General features: G+C 57.8%; 15 protein-coding genes and 2 pseudogenes. 7 read left to right on the plus strand and 10 right to left on the minus strand.

The window, feature by feature from the left end; genetic code table 11:
• Nucleotides 1-429: 429 nt before the first annotated feature.
• A complete protein-coding gene (locus ACYHH6_RS12180) occupies nt 430-786 on the minus strand; it encodes a transposase (RefSeq protein WP_488500433.1) in 357 nt (118 codons plus the stop codon).
• Nucleotides 787-1,029: 243 nt separating this feature from the next.
• Between ACYHH6_RS12180 and ACYHH6_RS12185 the strand changes: the two are divergent.
• A pseudogene (locus ACYHH6_RS12185) lies at nt 1,030-2,168 on the plus strand (IS30 family transposase).
• Between the two features lie 126 nt (nt 2,169-2,294).
• Here ACYHH6_RS12185 and ACYHH6_RS12190 read toward each other — a convergent pair.
• From ACYHH6_RS12190 to ACYHH6_RS12215, 6 genes are all read right to left on the minus strand, one after another.
• On the minus strand, nt 2,295-2,615 hold the full coding sequence (locus ACYHH6_RS12190; RefSeq protein WP_435053498.1) for an SOS response-associated peptidase family protein: 321 nt from the start codon (nt 2,613-2,615) through the stop codon (nt 2,295-2,297).
• Between the two features lie 139 nt (nt 2,616-2,754).
• A complete protein-coding gene (locus ACYHH6_RS12195) occupies nt 2,755-3,030 on the minus strand; it encodes a DUF6894 family protein (protein WP_352593501.1) in 276 nt (91 codons plus the stop codon).
• Between the two features lie 16 nt (nt 3,031-3,046).
• Nucleotides 3,047-3,328, minus strand: coding sequence for a helix-turn-helix domain-containing protein (locus ACYHH6_RS12200; protein WP_352593498.1), 282 nt, complete (start codon nt 3,326-3,328; stop codon nt 3,047-3,049).
• Nucleotides 3,321-3,704 (minus strand): cyclic nucleotide-binding domain-containing protein, encoded by a 384-nt coding sequence (locus tag ACYHH6_RS12205; protein ID WP_352593495.1) that lies wholly within the window; start codon nt 3,702-3,704, stop codon nt 3,321-3,323. The genes ACYHH6_RS12200 and ACYHH6_RS12205 overlap by 8 nt, the downstream gene beginning before the upstream one ends.
• A gap of 551 nt (nt 3,705-4,255) precedes the next feature.
• The gene (locus tag ACYHH6_RS12210) at nt 4,256-4,768 is read right to left on the minus strand and encodes a ferritin-like domain-containing protein (protein WP_352593493.1); all 513 of its coding nucleotides are present in this window, start codon (nt 4,766-4,768) and stop codon (nt 4,256-4,258) included.
• A 15-nt stretch (nt 4,769-4,783) separates the two neighbouring features.
• On the minus strand, nt 4,784-5,020 hold the full coding sequence (locus ACYHH6_RS12215; protein WP_352593490.1) for a hypothetical protein: 237 nt from the start codon (nt 5,018-5,020) through the stop codon (nt 4,784-4,786).
• 2,386 nt (nt 5,021-7,406) lie between these two features.
• Between ACYHH6_RS12215 and ACYHH6_RS12220 the strand changes: the two genes are divergently transcribed.
• Nucleotides 7,407-7,661 (plus strand): hypothetical protein, encoded by a 255-nt coding sequence (locus ACYHH6_RS12220; protein ID WP_352593487.1) that lies wholly within the window; start codon nt 7,407-7,409, stop codon nt 7,659-7,661.
• Between the two features lie 87 nt (nt 7,662-7,748).
• Complete coding sequence (locus ACYHH6_RS12225) at nt 7,749-7,985, plus strand: hypothetical protein (protein ID WP_352593687.1); 237 nt, start codon at nt 7,749-7,751, stop codon at nt 7,983-7,985.
• Nucleotides 7,986-8,339: 354 nt separating this feature from the next.
• Here ACYHH6_RS12225 and ACYHH6_RS12230 read toward each other — a convergent pair.
• The 3 genes and pseudogenes from ACYHH6_RS12230 to ACYHH6_RS12240 form a co-directional block, all read right to left on the minus strand.
• Nucleotides 8,340-8,652 (minus strand): annotated as a pseudogene (locus ACYHH6_RS12230) (IS110 family transposase); the annotation flags it as partial.
• Between the two features lie 1,669 nt (nt 8,653-10,321).
• Nucleotides 10,322-11,239 (minus strand): hypothetical protein, encoded by a 918-nt coding sequence (locus tag ACYHH6_RS12235; protein WP_488500434.1) that lies wholly within the window; start codon nt 11,237-11,239, stop codon nt 10,322-10,324.
• A 621-nt stretch (nt 11,240-11,860) separates the two neighbouring features.
• On the minus strand, nt 11,861-12,370 hold the full coding sequence (locus tag ACYHH6_RS12240) for a YciE/YciF ferroxidase family protein (protein WP_488500510.1): 510 nt from the start codon (nt 12,368-12,370) through the stop codon (nt 11,861-11,863).
• Between the two features lie 179 nt (nt 12,371-12,549).
• Here ACYHH6_RS12240 and ACYHH6_RS12245 point away from each other — a divergent pair, with 179 nt between their 5' ends.
• From ACYHH6_RS12245 to ACYHH6_RS12260, 4 genes are all read left to right on the plus strand, one after another.
• The gene (locus ACYHH6_RS12245; RefSeq protein WP_488473651.1) at nt 12,550-13,950 is read left to right on the plus strand and encodes a phospholipase D-like domain-containing protein; all 1,401 of its coding nucleotides are present in this window, start codon (nt 12,550-12,552) and stop codon (nt 13,948-13,950) included.
• A gap of 804 nt (nt 13,951-14,754) precedes the next feature.
• Nucleotides 14,755-16,269: an alpha,alpha-trehalose-phosphate synthase (UDP-forming) gene (locus ACYHH6_RS12250; RefSeq protein ID WP_352590417.1), complete on the plus strand. Its 1,515-nt coding sequence runs from the start codon at nt 14,755-14,757 to the stop codon at nt 16,267-16,269.
• 127 nt (nt 16,270-16,396) lie between these two features.
• Complete coding sequence (locus ACYHH6_RS12255; protein ID WP_352590420.1) at nt 16,397-16,561, plus strand: hypothetical protein; 165 nt, start codon at nt 16,397-16,399, stop codon at nt 16,559-16,561.
• 321 nt (nt 16,562-16,882) lie between these two features.
• Nucleotides 16,883-17,146, plus strand: a complete 264-nt coding sequence (locus ACYHH6_RS12260) for a hypothetical protein (RefSeq protein ID WP_352590423.1) — start codon at nt 16,883-16,885, stop codon at nt 17,144-17,146.
• Nucleotides 17,147-17,273 lie beyond the last annotated feature (127 nt).

Consider the following 17,273-nt stretch of genomic DNA (forward strand, 5'->3'; position numbering starts at 1 on the left):
CCCGTATTGCAAGAGGTAATTCGTTGTTCTGGCGCATTGGTCGGGTGCCGTCTTCTGTCCGGCCTATCCCTGCAGCCTTTTGAAGCTGCTGGCCCTGATGGGGTCGGCGAAACAAGCTCCCAATCTGCTTGCAGCTATGATGCCTCCGACATCGCATGGGTTATCCCTGTTCCCGGCCTGACCGGTCTCGCCATCACATCGCGTCGCTCTTACACCTCATGGAGCCGATTGATCGGCTCGATCTGATTTTTGCTTCAGTGTCTCGCCTTTTGCGCAACTTACACTGCAAGGTTCGGAGCATGATGCGCTTGATAGGTTTCCCGCGCGCCATGATAGCCCACACCACGCGGGCCATCTTGTTTGCCATCGCTACGCGCGCCACGTGCGCTGGCGAGCAACGCGAAGAGGCGCGGATCCGCAGCCTCGGGCTTATGCCTTGCCCGTCGGATCAGAGAGGTCGCGCCGATCACAAGGAGCTTTCTCAGGTACCGGTCGCTGCCTTGGTGATGTGCCCGAGACGGTCCTTTCCCCGCTCGAGTGTTGAGAAGGTGTCAGCCCGTGCCAGGCGGCGAAATCTCGACCCGAGCGGAACTGCCCCGGATCAGCAACTGAGGCCGCCAACGCTGTGGCACCGATCGCCAATGCCAGGTATGGTCGATAGACGCCGCCGTGCCACTTCATTCGTTCTTTGTTGGGCAAGGATTGACCGGAATGGTCTGGAGCCGGGCATGGGTGTCGAGCACCCGCACAGGGTACACAGAATCTGCAGTGCCATTGCCGGTACATCCAATGTAGATTTCCTCCCAGCTATCTGGCGCGCCAGCTTAAGCGCCCGCTCCAAACCTTCGGGGATATCGATGCCAAACTCCGCCAATAGGCCGCGGATCAGCAATGTGATGCTGGGAGCGGGAGCCCTCCACCTCATCGGCTTTGGAACCTAGGAACCATTCGTCGGAATGGCCGGAGTAGGGCGGTGGGTTCAATAGGTCGCCGCAACACTCTTAATCTGAGAAGATGAGGAGGTGTTGCATGGTGACGTCACGGATCTGGTTTACGTCAGCGCAGAAGGCCGAGCTTTGGGAGCGGTGGAAGCAAGGTCAGAGCATTTCGTCGATCTCGCGGGCACTGGACCGCCGGAACAAGACCGGCGTTCAGCGGACCGTATCCTTACGCGGCGGCATTGCTCCGTCAGCAAGGCGTAGAGCGGCCTTGGCGCTCGGGCTGGCGGAGCGCGAAGAGATCTCTCGCGGGATCGCGGCGGGTCTCGCAATACGAAGTCTCGGGCGATCCCCATCGACAATATGTCGCGAGATCTCGCGCAATGGCGGTGCACAAACGTATCGTGCAACCCGGGCTGACAAGCATGCTTGGGAGCGAGCGCTGCGCCCGAAGAAGTGTCGCCTGGCATGCTCTGGACGGCTACGATGGCGGGTAGCGCAAAAGCTGGCGCTGCAATGGTCGCCGGAGCAGATAGCGGGCTGGTTGAGGCGAGAGTACCCGGGCGATCCAAGCATGCGGATATCTCATGAAGCGATCTATCGCAGTCTATTCATCCAGTCGCGAGGGGTGCTCAAGAAGGAACTGACGGCGCATCTGCGAGCCAAACGACAGATGCGCCTCGCCAAAGGCGCACAGAGCCGGACGGGGCAAGGACAAATACTCGATATGATCTCCATCCGCGACCGCCCCGCCGAGGCGGAGGATCGTGCCATCCCAGGTCATTGGGAGGGTGATCTGCTTACCGGTGCTAACGACACGAACATCGCCACCCTCGTCGAGCGACACAGCCGGTTCACAATGCTTGTAAAGGTGGCGAGGAGGGACTCGACCACCGTCGTGGCGGCCCTTGCCCAGACGATCGGCACATTGCCCGAAGAGTTGCGGCGCTCGTTAACCTGGGACCAGAGCAAGGAGATGGCTCGTCACAAGAGAGCTTTACCGTTGCCACCGACCTACAGGTCTACTTCTGCGATCCGCGCAGTCCCTGGCAGCGCGGCAGCAACGAAAATACCAACGGTCTGCTCAGGCAGTATTTCCCCAGAGCTACCAACTTCTCCCACGTCTCGCAGGACCACCTCAACGCCGTCGCCCTGCGGCTCAATCAGCGACCCCGAAAAACCCTGGACTTCGAAACGCCGGCCGACAGGCTACAGAAGGTGTTGCGATGACCTATTGAACCCACCGGCGCAAAGCTGCCATCGAACGGGCTGAAACGAAGGTCGCCGATGGGTCAAGGCTTAGCCTTCAACTTCCCTGGCTGAAGGCCCGTTAGGGTCCGAAACCGATTTTGAATTTTACAGCTGCGATCGCGGCGGAGATGACCGGGGTTTGCCGACCTTGCTGTCGATCGGCCACATGGTCATCAGATCGGACGGGAATGGCTTCATCACGTCGTGAGGATCCTGCTCCGGCCCAAGCCAGCGCATGTGATCGTCCGGCGCAAAGATGACCGGCATACGATGATGGATGGTCGTCATCAGTCCGTTTGGCTCGCAGGTCGCGACGGCAAACGTGCGGATGAATTCGCCAGTGGTCTTGTCCGCATACTCTTCCAGGGGAGGTGAAAGTGTCAAAGGCGCAAAGGGTGCTAGACCCGGAATCGAAAGGCCAAACATATCCAATGGGGTTCTTTGTTGAAAAGCATGGACTTTCGTTGAAGGCGGCTGAGGTTATTCCTTATCACAATGGGCCCTCGCAAATCGCGTGCGACGCTGCAGCGCGAGCTTTCCTCGCGGCGCTTGCGCTGCGAGGACGCTACTGGACGTGTGAATCCGGAGAGCTGCCGCCTTGGGGACGGTGTTCTGCTTCGACCTCAAAGTTTAGCGAGACCTGCAAGACAACGCCGCCGCCGTCATCACGCACCTTGATCATCAACCTGTGACGATCGCCGTCCGGCAGGCTGTCCTTGATCATTTCAACGAGGGCGCGGATGGCCTCCTCTTTTACGCGATCCAAGGTTTCACAATCGGTGCCCTGATCATCAGGGTAAACCGTGCCGTTCTCGTCGACATCGAAATAATACAGGGCCATTTGCCCAAACTCGCGCCTAGAGTGATAGTTCCCGTTGGGGCACGATCTGCGGCTGAATCTCGATTTCGCCAACGACTCGCCGGTATTCCGCTTCGGAATCCCCATAGCTACCGTTTGCGAGATTGATCAACCCTTTTCGGTCGCTGATGACCACTTCACCCCGCCGGGACTGTATGAGCCCGCGCCCCTCAATCACTTGCAGCGCGACCGTGACGCCGGGGCGCCTCACGCCAAGCATCACTCCCAGGTATTCATGGGCAATGACAAGGCGACCACCAACAAGGCGGTCGTCACACATCAGTAGCCATCGAGCCAATCGTTCCTCGATTTTGCATCGCGCGTTGATCAAAGCGGTGTAGGTGGCTTGTGTGAAAAGCGTGGACGTAGCGCATCAGAAACGGCCGAAGGGTCTCACTCGTGTCTAAGGCCGCTTTGAACTGCGAGGCGTCGATCGCCAGCGCCTGGCTGGTCATCTGAATAAAGCCATCGTGCGTGGCACGGTCATCGCCCATGACGAGAGCTGAGCCGGTCATGCCCTCGAAACCGATGATGCTAACTTCTGCGTCGGCTCCCCACCTCTTCTTTGCCACTACAGAGGCAAGGACGCTGCAAGGGAAATAAACATACTCGATCTTATGTCCGGCATTTTCGAGCGGTGTGTGTAGTTCGAGCACGCTGTCGCGCAGATGCAGCTTGAGACGGTCCAGATCAGCGGGATCGAAACGCGCAGCAGCCCATTTTTGTTTGTATCAAGATACAGGTCCATAGCGCTCGCTCCTCACGGGCGAGAGCACGCGTTCCCTCAATCGTCGGCGCCCAAGACAATTTGCAGACGATGCAGCAGAAATAACGGCAGCGGCAGCGTCTGTCCTACTCGGTACGAAACCGACAATTGCGTGCTCACTTACCTCTTCTTAAGCAGGCGAGCTTCCCGCAATATCGAGGAACGATCGAAGCCAATCAACGAAATTATCTCAGTGATCTGCTGCTCCGTGGCCCCGATTCCAGCGCAAGCGCTTTGACGATTTCGGGTTAAGGCCGGGGGGACGTTCTTCGCGTTTTGCTCTCGCTTCAGGGCAAGAGCGCGATGGTCGCTCCCAAGAGTCAGCGCCCATTGCTGTTTAGCTGACGACCTCTTTCTTTGTACGCTTTCGGACGAACAGTGGTTTGTCAAATCCTTCGTCAGCGACTATTAGCCTTCCTCCGGAAACCCTGCAGCCAGTAATCACACCTTTGCGTCGCGACCTTCGTCGCTGAGCTCTACGAACCTAAGCGTCACCTTAGGAAGATTTTCGCGCAGCCAATCTGCCATCGCCTCTTCCTCATTGAGGTTGAGCTGGAGGAGATCCATTGCTTTGTTAAATTGCCCCGCTTCCGCGATCGTCAGGAGCGAGTTGTAAGCAGCTATTTCATAATTCTCAAAAGCGAAGTTCGCCAAGCTGTTCTTGATGATTTCGTCTCCGGCCGCAGCATGCCCCATGGCTGTAAGACTGCCGATCATAGAAAGTGCAGTGTCTTTGATGGTCGAGCTGTCTTCGTCCATGGCATCGAGGAGTTCGTCAAGCCGTGCAAGCTGGCTCTCTGTTTCCCGGATATGTTCTTCCAGGCGAGCCGCCACTTCGGGATAGTTCTCGATGCGGCTCAGTTGCGGTTTCATGATCGCAAGCGCCTGATTTTCCATTGCATGCGCATTGCGCAGTCCCGCTACAAATATGTCCCGTCTTACGTCTTCACTCACAGCTGTCCTCCTGTTCTAGAGTTGAATTTGTTGCACATTTTGATCGAAGCGCACGTCGAGGCCGCTTTGAACCGCGCGTTCGGCGATCATCTGCGACAACTCCGTGTCAGGGATTGGAAATCTGGTCACTTGGCGGATGGCTGCGATTGCTAGACTGATCGACACGAAATCATGTTTCCGATGCCTGACCTCGAGGTACTGCTCAACGAGGATGTCTATTCGTCTGGTTGCGATCCTATCCGCTTCAAGCATTTTCTCCTCCCGAGAGACGAGCACCACTCTGCTCTGGCCCTGCAACTTTGATTGCGGGGTTTCGTTCCTGCTCGGACTGTTTATTTCACCTTGAGAAAGACCGGCGGCCCCGGTCGAATTTAACGAGTGCTCAGGCCGCCGTCTTCGACAAGGCGGTGCCGGCCGAGTGGGCGAGGATTTGTTCGATCTCATCCGGGCTACTCTGGTGCGGCTGCTGCTGCAAAGCAGCCGCAAAACATCATCGCCTTGTCGATCGCCGCCCGCGGGCTCTCCGCCGAATGTCGCGCTCGGCACCCCCTGCGAAGGATCAGAAGCGGTGGGATCTCAACGTGCCCGAGCGCGAAATGTCAAAGGCGCAACGAGTGCTAGATCCGGTTTTCAGAAGGCCATCTATCCAATGGGGTTCTTTGCCGAAGAAACACGGGCTCTCGTTGAAGGGCGCTGAGGTCATCCTCTATTGCAATGGGCCCCGCAAATTGCGTGCCACGCTGCGGCGCGGGCTTTCCTCGCGGCGCTCGCGCTGCGCGGACGCTACTAGACGTGTGAATCCGGGGAGCTGCCACCGCCGGAAACGGTGTTCTGCTTCAACTTCAAACGTCGAGTTTTGGCGAATGGCCCTCTATTATTTCGACGTTGACGACAATGACGTGCCTTCGAAAACGCACTCCGGCTGACGGCAGGCTCATCGGATTGTTGACACAATTTCGAATTCGAAACGGCCCGCGCTGCTTTATCGAAGGGAGCGCGGGCCCGACCGTCTTGCGGACCAGTCGACAGTGGGAGGCATCCACACCGATCGCTGCGATAGAGGAAGTTTGCCATTACGCGTGACTACATCTTTCAATACGCATTCATTCAAGGGCGGCCCGACATTGGGTGGAATGGAGAACCGTCAGACTGGCCGGCCGAGGCTGGAGCCAGGGCCCGGCTGATTGCGCAACACGGCGTCCGCATTGTCCCCGATGAAAGGTCTATCAGGAAAGCTATCCCCGGTCCTTACGGGCCCAAGCGCTCCATCACGAAACCCGCCACCTGTTGGGAGCGCCGGTGGCGGGTTCGTCTCATCCTTGGAGTAGACGGCTACATCCCTGAAGGAATCGACCGCCGCAGACCCAACGCGGTATTTCTGCACCGGTTCCAAACAATTTTGATGACCGGCTTTGATGATCCAATCCAGCAAGTGACTTTCAACCCGCTCGCACCCGGTGAATTCGCGTACCAGGTCTTGGCCAAATCGAGCCACTGACCTTCAAGTGCTCCGGTTCCCAAGACAGAGAAGACCGTACGGATGATGTCAAACGGTAACCGGAGCAGCTTGGAATTAGTCGCACTGGCGGTGGCGAATTCGTTTCAGGAGCTCGCGCGAGGCGCCGCAGGTTTCTGCGCCGTGACAAGGTGGCTTCTAGGGCCGCTCTTGCGCTGTCAACAATCGCGGCCTCCCTTCCAGCGCAGGCCTATTTTTTACTCTCTTTTGAGCGTTACCCCAAAAAGAGATTCACTGTACTTTTGTAAACCAAGGGATTGCCGGGTCATTGGCGCGCCCTAACTCCGGCAGGCGGCGTTCCTCCTTCGGTCCGCCGCAGTGGCCGGCGCGACACAGCGGATTGCCTTCACCGGCAATCGGGTCGGCCATTTCGCATATATTAGCAACTTCTTGAATAAGAGTTCGACCGCTCAGAACCCTGTCATGGCGCGGGGTAGTTCCAAAGTAGGCGATGAGGTCGCCCTCACAGCCGTGATGCGCGGTCGGGTAACGCCAGGTCGCATCAACGTGACGATCCGCTCTTATGCGCCCGCATTCGGTCGCCGATTCGACTTCGAAGGCTGTGATTGGCCAACATATGGAATTGACCGGCCCCGGTCACGCGCATCGACGGCGACAAGGGTTGACAATCAGCCTCCGGCCGTTGGTCACTGTCGACGCCGAGCACGTGCGCCTTGTGGAAGGCCTATGTGGCGCGGCACTGCCGAGCCAAGGCCAGATAGCGAAGATCGGCTCAGGACTCAGAAGCAGGACCCGACGGAACGATGATGACTTGCGACGTGAGATAGGAAAGGTTTCCGCGCTTCGTTAGGACAGGCTTTTTATAGGTCTTTTTCATACGGTGGCTCCCTCCCGTTCCCACCGAAGGTGCTTTGGGGCCATCAAGTTGTCAAGCTGATCTAAAATGCCCGCCACCCTTCGGCAGCGGGCTTTGCGAAACGGCTAGAGAGTGCGTAGCCGTACAGCGATGCTTACGGTGCGGCTTGCCGACATACCCGCCGGTGGTCTCGCCCGCTACCAGGCTCTGCTACACCGGAGTGGTGGTCGGTAGCAGCTAGGTGCACCGCCGCCGTCGTTCGCAAGCGGATGCAAGCAGATGTGGATCGGATGTGAAAATCCAGCATGCGCGCTGATATCATGGCCGATGCTGCCCGCAAGGGCTGGAAAGATGGGCCTGAATTGATCGTCACCGGCTCAAAGAGACGTGCTGAAACTCCGATTAATCCACGTCGGTTACGAGGTACCGATCGGTCGCCGCCGGTCACGCAACGAAAAGAAGGAACCCTGCCATTGGTCAACGAAGCCCGCTGGCTTGCGCCAGCGGGCGATTTAGGACTAGCTGCTCGTCAGCAACCTTCCGTCGTCGTTTTCATCTGACCAGGAGCTGCAGATTTTGCCTCGGTGTCCTGCTGGCCGGGTGCGGCCTGTTTGGCGCTACCGCTCTGTTGACCCGGCGCGCAGTCCTTGGCCGAATTCGAGTTCGTTCCACTCGTGGTGGTCGAATCCGTTCCCTGGTCAGTCGTCGTTCCTTGGTCAGTCGTAGTGCTCGGCATCGTCGTGGTTGTCGTTGTCGATGATCCGCCTGTGGTTGTGGTGGTCGATTGTGCAACGGCGAACCCAGTTGACAATGCCGCAATGGTTGCGGCGAAAAGAAGCCGTTTCATGATTAACTCCAAATTGAACGCCCCTTCGGTCACCTAACATCGCAGCGTAACGACGGTTCCAAGAAAATCAGGGCGAGTTAAAAAGGCCGAGTTACCTGGCAGCGGGCAGAAGTGATCAATGCCTGGGCTCTGAAGTCTGCCTATCGCATCCTCTCTTCGGGGAAGAGGGCGTGGACAAATACCGATACGACAATCGTTCTCATCGCTGACGAAAGCGAACCGGTGCCAAGCATATCCCTGTTCCCGGCCTGACCGGTCTCGCCATCACATCGCGTCGCTCTTACACCTCATGGAGCCGATTGATCGGCTCGATCTGATTTTTGCTTCAGTGTCTCGTCTTTTGCGCAACTTACGCTGCAAGGTTCGGAGCATGATGCGCTGGATAGGTTCCCGCCATCTTGTTTGCCATCGCTACGCTCGCCACGCGCGCTGGCTTCCTGGCGAGCGCTTCGCAAATCGCTTCCGCGTCCACCGCATCATTCTTTCCGCGCTTCACATAGGGCTTCATAAAAGACGGTGGCATCAGGCGGACTTCATGGCCGATCTCCGTCAATTCTCGAGCCAATGATGCGATGTACCGCACGCCTCCCCAGAACTTGCGATCAGCGCAGTGCCTTGCGCACAACAACGTCTCCAGACGCGTCGACGGCGTGAGCTTGAAAAATGCGATTGGCCAGATCAAGGCCCACGGTTGTAATCTGCATGGCGGATGGCTCCTTGGCTCGGGGTTGCCTGACAGCAAACTCACTGTGGCATTGTGATGCCGGGAGCGGGAGCCATCCAGCTCTGCTTTCAGGCAGTGGCGAAGTTGACCTCTATGACCGTCATGCGGCGCGAAGCAGACGTCTGGCAGTGGAACTGCGAACGTCGTTTTCGGGTCAGGGCTCAGCCTTCAATTCCATTAAGGTCCGAATCCGGTCGTTTGAATTTTACAGCTGCGATCACCGCGGAAGTCACCGGCGTTTTAGTGGCTCCCCGCTGCAGGCTGTATAGTGAGCCGCCCTTGACGTTTATATGCTGCCCAAGCCTCGGCGGGCACTGCCGAATCCGCCCGGGTCAGCCAGTCCGCGCGCTCAGCCTCGGTAAGGGAATCCACGACTGCATACCGGCCATTTCGGCAGCAGTGGGATTCCGGATCAGTTCGGCTGCCATTTTCCTATTCTCGCATAAGAGTCGAGTGCCGGAGGCCTGGAACTATTCAGAACGGCCATAAGCCGGCCAAAAAAACCACATTTCGCTACCTCACTGCATGAGATTCGGCTCATCGACGCTGCAAAGGGGTACTTTGCATCGATTGCAGCCGATCTTAGTAGCGCTTTCGATCATATGAGGTGACGCCCTGCTGTTTTTGATCTCAACGTCGCAATTCCAGTGCCAAGCGCAATTGATCCATTGCTGGACAGCCGCACGCGGTTAGCAAAAAGCCCTGCCGCTCCATTTTCGGCAGCGGCAGGCGCTGGTTGGCTCGGGCGTTGGAAACCCGGCGGCAGGTCCAACCTGTAGAGTGCGCTATTGTTCCAGCCTGTTTTGGCGCATCAGACCTTTGCGCGATTGCCCTAAGACCTTGGCCCCCTACCTGCTTGTCTAGGAGCCTCGCCGGGCGCGGTCATGCGATCGTTGGGGCCTTTGGTTGCTCGGATTGCAAGGCCGCAGGCCGCGACCGAAGCCCGGTGTTCTTCACATGCCCTCCTGATTACGAAGGCCTCCAGGCGAAGCGCAATCGAGACAGAAAGCCGACGTTCGATCGAAGGGAACATTAGCGGCTTCTAACAGTTGATGCTTGCGTCAGGCGGTGCCCCCGTCGCCTGCCGAAAATCAGGCCTCGGAGAGGGAGCTTCCTACACCAGGAGAGAGATCATGAACAATATCATTGGATCGTTGGAGCGATTGTCATCGTGTTGGCGATATTGAGCTTCTTCGGACTCCGATAGGTGGCGGCAAGCCGACCACAACCTGCGTCGTCAGCGTTCGAAAAGCCGTTCTGGCGCACCGTGCTGACCACCAAAGACAAGGCCCGAAGCACAGGCGCTTGAACAAGCGATGGTTCAGGAGTTCAGGACGGCGTAAAGGCCCAGGTCAAAGAGATCACGCCGAAGCCGCTGAAGGTGCGACGCTAGAGTCAATCAGCGCTGCTGAGCTGGCGCCATTTATTGAGCAATTGGCTTCAGGGCCTGACGCTTTCCCCACTGCAAAACGACGAGCCCCGCTTACGTGGTTCTCTATTTGCTGGAATTCTGTTGGCCGGTCGCGGCATTGCCAAACTTCGATTCGCAAGAAACCCGCAATCCGGGTAGGGGCGATCATCTCATTGGTTCGACCGGCGATGGATTAACCTATTAGGCTAAACTCCCCACCTGCCATGCGATCCAAACTTCAGTGGGGCAGGACGAAGGCCTCCTCGTCGTCGCGCTGCTTGCCACCGAACGCTGCTGCAACGCTCGCGATGAAGGCGCCGATAACCATCGACAATGCGCCTATAAGCGCGAAGGATGCAGTGGCTTTCCTTGCTGTATCAGCCGCCTGCTTGGCCTTGACTTTGGCATCGTCGACTTTGGCGATCACCGCATCCACTCGGGTCTTCGCATCGGCGTCCGACAGGCCTGTGCGGGCGGCGACGAGTTGCGCCAGATAGGCCTTGTCCTCAGGCGATACCTCGCCATTTGCCGCCCCCGCTAGCAGGATGCCCGTTGCTTGGTCCGCAGCCGTGGAGCCGTTCTGTTCATTGGCAGGCGCTGCGGCGGGGTTCGCCGCCCGGAACAGAGAATCTACAAAATAGCCGGTCCATATGCCAGAAGATGGGGCATCTGTCGCTACCGCATTGGCGGCTGCCGTCGTTGCCCCCATCGCGGCGCCTGACGCCACTGAGGATGCAGCCTGCACACCCGTGCCCAGCGCCGCTGAAAGAGCTGAGCCGAGCACGCCGGCGACAAGCAACGTTGCCAGCGCCCACGCAAGGAAACCGTGTGCGGTGTCACGAAAATAGACTTCGTCGGTGTGGACATTTACCCACTTGGTGCGCAGCCGACCGGTGAGATAGCCGCCTATGCCAGCTGATAGCCATTGAACAATGACAAGCCAGGCCGCCGCCGAAACCGCGAAGGTCGTGGTCGAAGCGCTCGATCCGGTCCAGGGCGAAACCATGGTCAGTCCTAGACCCGAGCCGACCAGCATCAGGATCACCGTGAGCGTCGAGGCCGCGAAAGCGCCCGCGACGATCGGCGCCCAGCTGACAGCCGATGAGGATGATTCAGGGACCGGCGTGACGTCTGTCGATGAAAGCTCGGTTCCCATTTTCACCCCCTACCGCGCAAAAAGCATAATCAGAATGATGATTGGGATTGGAACCCCGAGCAACCAAAGCAAAATACCTCGGCCCATATCGACCTCCTTTAAGGTGCTGAGACGAAGTAACAATTCTCTATGAAGGCTTTCGTTCCATAGCTACTGAGAAGGCACAGATGCGACTGGTCTAGGCGCGTGACTTACTCGACTGGCGGCGAGCGACATCCCTGACGCCTGCCTCATGGTGGCTCACCTGTACACTAAACGAGCGTCCCTTGGCACCGCCGAGCCAGCAGACCGCCTACTAGAGGGCTTTCGGCGATTTCTTCGGCCCTTTGACTTTGATAGGAAATGTCGCGTCGCCTTTGTTGCCCGAAATGACCCGCGGATTGGCGCTAGCGAGTTGGGCGGCTTTGCGCGGCCCCTGTGCTCTTCAATGATTTCGGCGCTCTTCTCGGAACTGCCGCAATCGCTGCGCTGCAAGCGCTCGGCGCCTGACCAACGCGGCCGAAAACTCAAACAGGAGACATTCCAGTCGTTTGTAGACCAGTCGTTTATACTGCATGATCATGCCCTTCATCTCTCGGGACCGCCCCGGCGCTTTGGTCGCCGAGGCGGTTGGGTAGATGATCAATCAAGCTGCCTTCTGTCGGCTTCACCGAGGGCAGTCAATGCCTCGTCGGTGGCCTTCTCCTCCTCGAGTGTCGCATTTAGAAGCGCCGCCACGTCATCCTTGCCGAGCGTGGTAGCCCAAGCAATCAGGGTTCCATACCTGGCGATCTCGTAGTGCTCCACGGCTTGCGCGGCACCGACCAGTCCCGCATCGAGCGAAGTCGAACCCTTGTATTCCTCGAGAATTTCAGATCCTTCCTCCAGGATGCCGTCGATCGCCGGGCAAGTTTTGCCGCGGGCGGCGACGCCGAGGATATCGAAGACTTCCTCCAGAAGTTCGACCTGTCCCTCGGTTTCGGCGAGGTGGTTCTCGAATGCCGCCGAGAGCTGCTCTTCGTATGCGCCTTTGGCCATCTTCGGCAGGGCTTTCAGAATTTTCTTCTCGGCATAGTAGATGTCTTTGAGACCATCGAGGAAAAGGTCCTCCAGGTCCTTGTTGTTGCCATTGGCTTTTTTGGCAGTAGGCATGTGCCGGTCTTCTCTGTTGAAAATTGCCGTCGCGAGCATTTTCTAAACTCGGAAACCTGGGCCCGGTTCCGGCATGATGGGATGAGCGGGTGCATATGCAACCAGATTACCTCTGAATGGTTTTTGCTATGATTTTGAGCAGGGCCAGCTTCGACCTCAGTCCAAAGGTAGCCCGTTTCATGGACGTATCGGTTTCGCGAACTGCAGACGACAACATCAAAGCCGGCAAAAGCGGCTTGCTGCTTGTCTCGGACAACTATGACGCTTTCGCTGTGCGTGTGCTTACGGCAAGGAGCGCTTTGCGTACCCTCGACCTCATGTGCTACCTTTGGCACGATGACCACACCGGTCGCTTGCTGCTCCAGGAGGTTTTTCGGGCGGCTGAACGCGGCGTGCGGGTGCGCATGCTCCTTGACGACGTCAATCCGCGCAAAAACGATTCTGCATATCTAGCGTTAAACAATCATCCCAACATCGAATTGAGGCTGTTCAATCCGAGCGGTATCAGGCGCGGCCGGATCATGCGTGGCGTGGAAGTGCTCTTACGGCTTTTTGCACTGACGCGACGTATGCACAACAAGGCTTGGATCGCCGACGACAAGTTCGCCATCGTTGGCGGTCGAAATCTTGGCGATGCCTATTTCGATGCGGCGGAGACCAATTTCCGGGATCTCGACATGCTGCTCCTTGGCCCTGCGGTACAGCAAACCGTGCAGATATTCGATGCGTTCTGGGCTTGCGAGGAATCAAAGCCAATCGAAGCACTCGGTTCAGGGACCGAGCATAAGCAAGCTAGCCTGTTTGAAGGAAGCGATCCCGAAACCGAGTCAAGATTCTTGAACGGCATCGGCGAGCGGGGCTCAATCGCAGAGTTTATTGCGGCCAGCAACGAGGTTCATTGGGTGAAAGGAGTGCGGGTGATTTCCGATCCGCCGGAGAAGGTTCGTGGCTGGAGACGTCGCAGCTGGTTGATCAAGAAGTTGCTTCCCGTCATTCAATCGACGCGCCAATGTCTGGAAATTGTCTCTCCTTATTTCATCCCCGGCAAAAGGGGTTCCGCCATCTTGGTGGACCTTATCGTCAGCGGGGTTGACGTTTCGGTTCTGACCAATTCCCTGGCCGCTACAGATGTCGCCGCCGTCCATGGCGCTTACGCAAACTATCGCAAGCGGCTGCTGAGGAATGGCGTCAAAATTTTTGAGCTCCAGCCGTTCAGCCGGCAGCCGGCGATCTCGGTATTTGGGTCAAAGGGCGCCAGCTTGCACACGAAAGCTTTCACCGTTGACGAAAAGACCGGTTTCGTCGGCTCCTTCAATTTCGATCCACGGTCAGTGTCCTTGAATTCGGAAATGGGCGTGCTTTTTGAGGATGAGAAATTGGTGGCGAAGCTGCGGAATCAGTTCCAATCAGAGATATCTCCGGAAGCGAGCTATCGGCTCGAACTGAAACACAATGTTCTACACTGGCATGGTTGCTATGAAGGCAAGCTCCGAGACTATACCAGTGAACCAGAAGCCGGATTGTTTCGCCGTATCCTGGCGGTCTGCGTCCGTCACCTGCCGATTGAATCTCAACTCTAGCCATCCCAGATCTCGATATTGCCGAGGACCAGTTGGTCAGGGAATTGCCGTCATTGGGTCCCGTCAGCAAAAATGCAACGCCGAGCTGTCCCCGGGTCAGCCAGTCGACAGTACTGGCCTCGCCATCTCGAACATGTGTCCGCGTACCCGGTATGCTTCCTCGAGTCACATTCGAGCGATACTCAATCGCGGCTTGTCCGGCTTGGAAATGATGACGCCCATAAAGACAGTGACCCAGTCGCGCCTAGCGTGCCACCCCCAACGAGAAGGGCAATGCGCTTCCCGTGATTGTGAGTATCGGCCGCCGCCTTGAAGTCGGTGTCATGCGGAACGATCACCGGTGGGCGATAGCCGACACCAGAATGGACGGTACCGTGAAGCCACGGCGGCTCACATGCGGATTAGTTCGCGCGCCTGTTCCTTCGGAGATCCCGCCTCTTTGGCAAAACTACGGGCGAGGATGTCACGACCCTTGCTGGCACCTTCGTCCCTGTCGTCGCCCATTGAGGGTTGGTCCCTTCTTGTTAGCATTAAACTCACAAGCGCAACGGCGACGGTAACGAGCCGCTTCAGCGCCAATGTATCGTCTGCAGGTCCATCCGCTTCGACATGCAATCGATGATTGCCTGGAGGCGGCGTCAAGCCCGTCACTGTCAGCACTTTTGGCGTGGCCTTTGCGTTTGTGGCTGATGGGCAGAGTCGACCTTGTATTCGCCTGGCGTCAGGAATGCCTGGGAGTATTTGCGTGGAACAATCGCCTGCGCTGACCGTTCCCCAAGCGATCTTCACGCTCAGGATTTGCTCTTGTTGCAGCGTCCGTTAGACATTCCCAACGAGGCCTCGCAAACGGCTGGTTATCCGCTTGAGCGCGACGCTGTAGGGGGGGAGGCCGAGCTAATTGGCGATCGCGCGATTCCGCGTCGTCTGGTTGTCGTCTCGAATAGGCTGGGAAACATTCGCGATCCGTCGCAAGCGGGCGGACTGGCTGTAGGCATCGCGGATGCGTTGACGGAGCGCGGAGGTCTGTGGCTAGGCGCAAGCGCCGAGCATCAGGACTCCGCCGCCAGCGACGAACCTATGATCCATCTTGAACGCGTGGGAAAGATCGAGACGGCTGCGCTCACCCTGCCCCAACAGGAGTATTCGTTCTATTATAATGGGTATGCCAACAGCACGCTGTGGCCGCTTTTTCATTACCGGCTCGACCTGGTCAACCACCGGACCGAGTTTCTACACGCCTACCGGCAGATAAATGCGCGGTTCGCGACGGCGCTCACAGGACTGCTGTCGGGCAACGACGACTTGGTGTGGGTTCACGACTACCATCTTATCCCCTTGGCCGCCCAGTTGCGGCGGCTGGGAGTCCCGAATCGGATCGGGTTTTTTCTTCACATACCGTTCCCGCCGCCTGACCTGTTCGTAGCCATCCCCGATCACGAAGAACTTATCGATGATCTGCTTCAATATGACGTCGTGGGTTTCCAGACCGAAACGGACGTGGCGAATTTCCGGCGCTCAGTGCAGGCGGCCAACTCCACTACTTTTGATATCGATGGTTCGGCTGAGATGGACGGCCGCACCGTGTTGTCGAGGTGTTTTCCGATAGGCATCGACGTCGATTCATTCGCACGCATGGCCAATGAGGCGGGGGAGGATGTTCAGATCGATTCCATGCGCCGCCAGATTCTGGGTCTCAAGCAAATCATCGGCGTCGATCGGCTGGACTACTCCAAGGGTCTCCCGGGCCGCATGCAGGCTTTCGCGCGTCTTTTGGAAAGGCATCCGGAACACGAGCGGGCGGCAACCTATTTGCAGATTGCGTCGCCGACGCGCGAGGAGGTCAGCGCCTATGCTGACATCCGGGCACAGCTTGAGGCTACCGCCGGCGCAGTGAACGGAAGATACGCGGATTTGGCTTGGACCCCGATCCGCTACATCCACCGAGCCGTACCACGCTCTCGGCTTGCTGGCCTGTTGCGCGCTAGTCAAGTCGGGTTGGTCACGCCGCTGCGTGATGGAATGAATCTCGTCGCCAAGGAATACATAGCCGCGCAGGACGAAGCCGATCCCGGAGTGCTGGTATTGTCGCGTTTTGCAGGTGCGGCCGAAGAACTTGCGGAGTCCTTGATCGTGAACCCGTATGCGGTCGACGAGGTTGCAGATGCCATCGCCAAAGCGCTCGCGATGCCACTTGAGGAAAGGATCGCAAGGCACAGTGCACTGCTCAAGCGCATCCGGCGCAATGACGCAGCTGAATGGCGGCGGTCATTTCTCGCCACACTCACGGGTGAGAACCAACGCCCTGACATTGACGCCTGAAACGCATCCGTTCCCGCCACGACTGGTTTGACGGAAGCGCGATAGCCCTCCTCAATCCGTGAGCTGTCGACGGTTTTACGGAACACACCGCCGGTCCGGTCGTTTTGGACTCTAATAGGAGACTGCGATGACCAAGAACCCCGCGCGAAAAGACGGCGACCTCTCTGAAAAAGAGGCAATCAAATTGGCTGAGACCACCGACGTTTCACCGAGGCAGGCCAAAGAGCTTGCAGCCGAGCACGGCAAGGAGGGCGCCAGCAAGGAGGCAAAAAATTTCAAGGCGGAGGGCTGACTATGGCGGCCAGTGGATACGCAAACGACAGGGACGCGCGAGCCACGAAAGTCGAGTGCAAGGCGCGGGAAGAGAAAACGGCGCGCTTGCGCAAGGCCCGTTTGGCGCATGAGGCGGTCAATCCGCCTGCATCCAAGCGGAAGCTGCCCCTGCCGAAAACGCCAAAGGAAACCGGGAAATCAGCAACCCGCAAAGCTGGAGAAGATTAGGCCCACTCTCTTTGGCTGTTGCCGGTGACACGCGTTGGAAGAGTAGACCGTGCCCGCGTCGATCGACCATGACAAATTTGGACCTCGTAGAACGACACAAAGGAGTCAAGTGATGGCGGAACATGTGTCCCGGAAGGAAGAACAGCGTGGCACCCGAAATGTGCTCGGGTGGGGTGTCGTCATTGTTGCTGTGATCTTCGTCGCCCTGCTAGCCTTCTTTGTGTTCACACCCCTTTCAAGCGGATCGTGGCATACATCGCCGGTAAAGCGCGCCCCGGAACAAAACCAGGGCGGCAATGCCCCTGCCGACACATCACCCGGGGCTGGCGTTAAAAAGAACCCGCAGGAAAATACCGAGATGCCAGGGCAGCAGTGATCGATGTTGGGCGGCGACCCAAGTCGGCTCTGATTTCCAGGTCGCCTCATCGGCGTCAGGATACGAGGTTTCTGGCCGCAGGAACCCCTGACCGATTAAGACATTATCTCTCGGGCCCCTGACCGTT

Source organism: Mesorhizobium sp. P171375 (genome assembly GCF_057786075.1).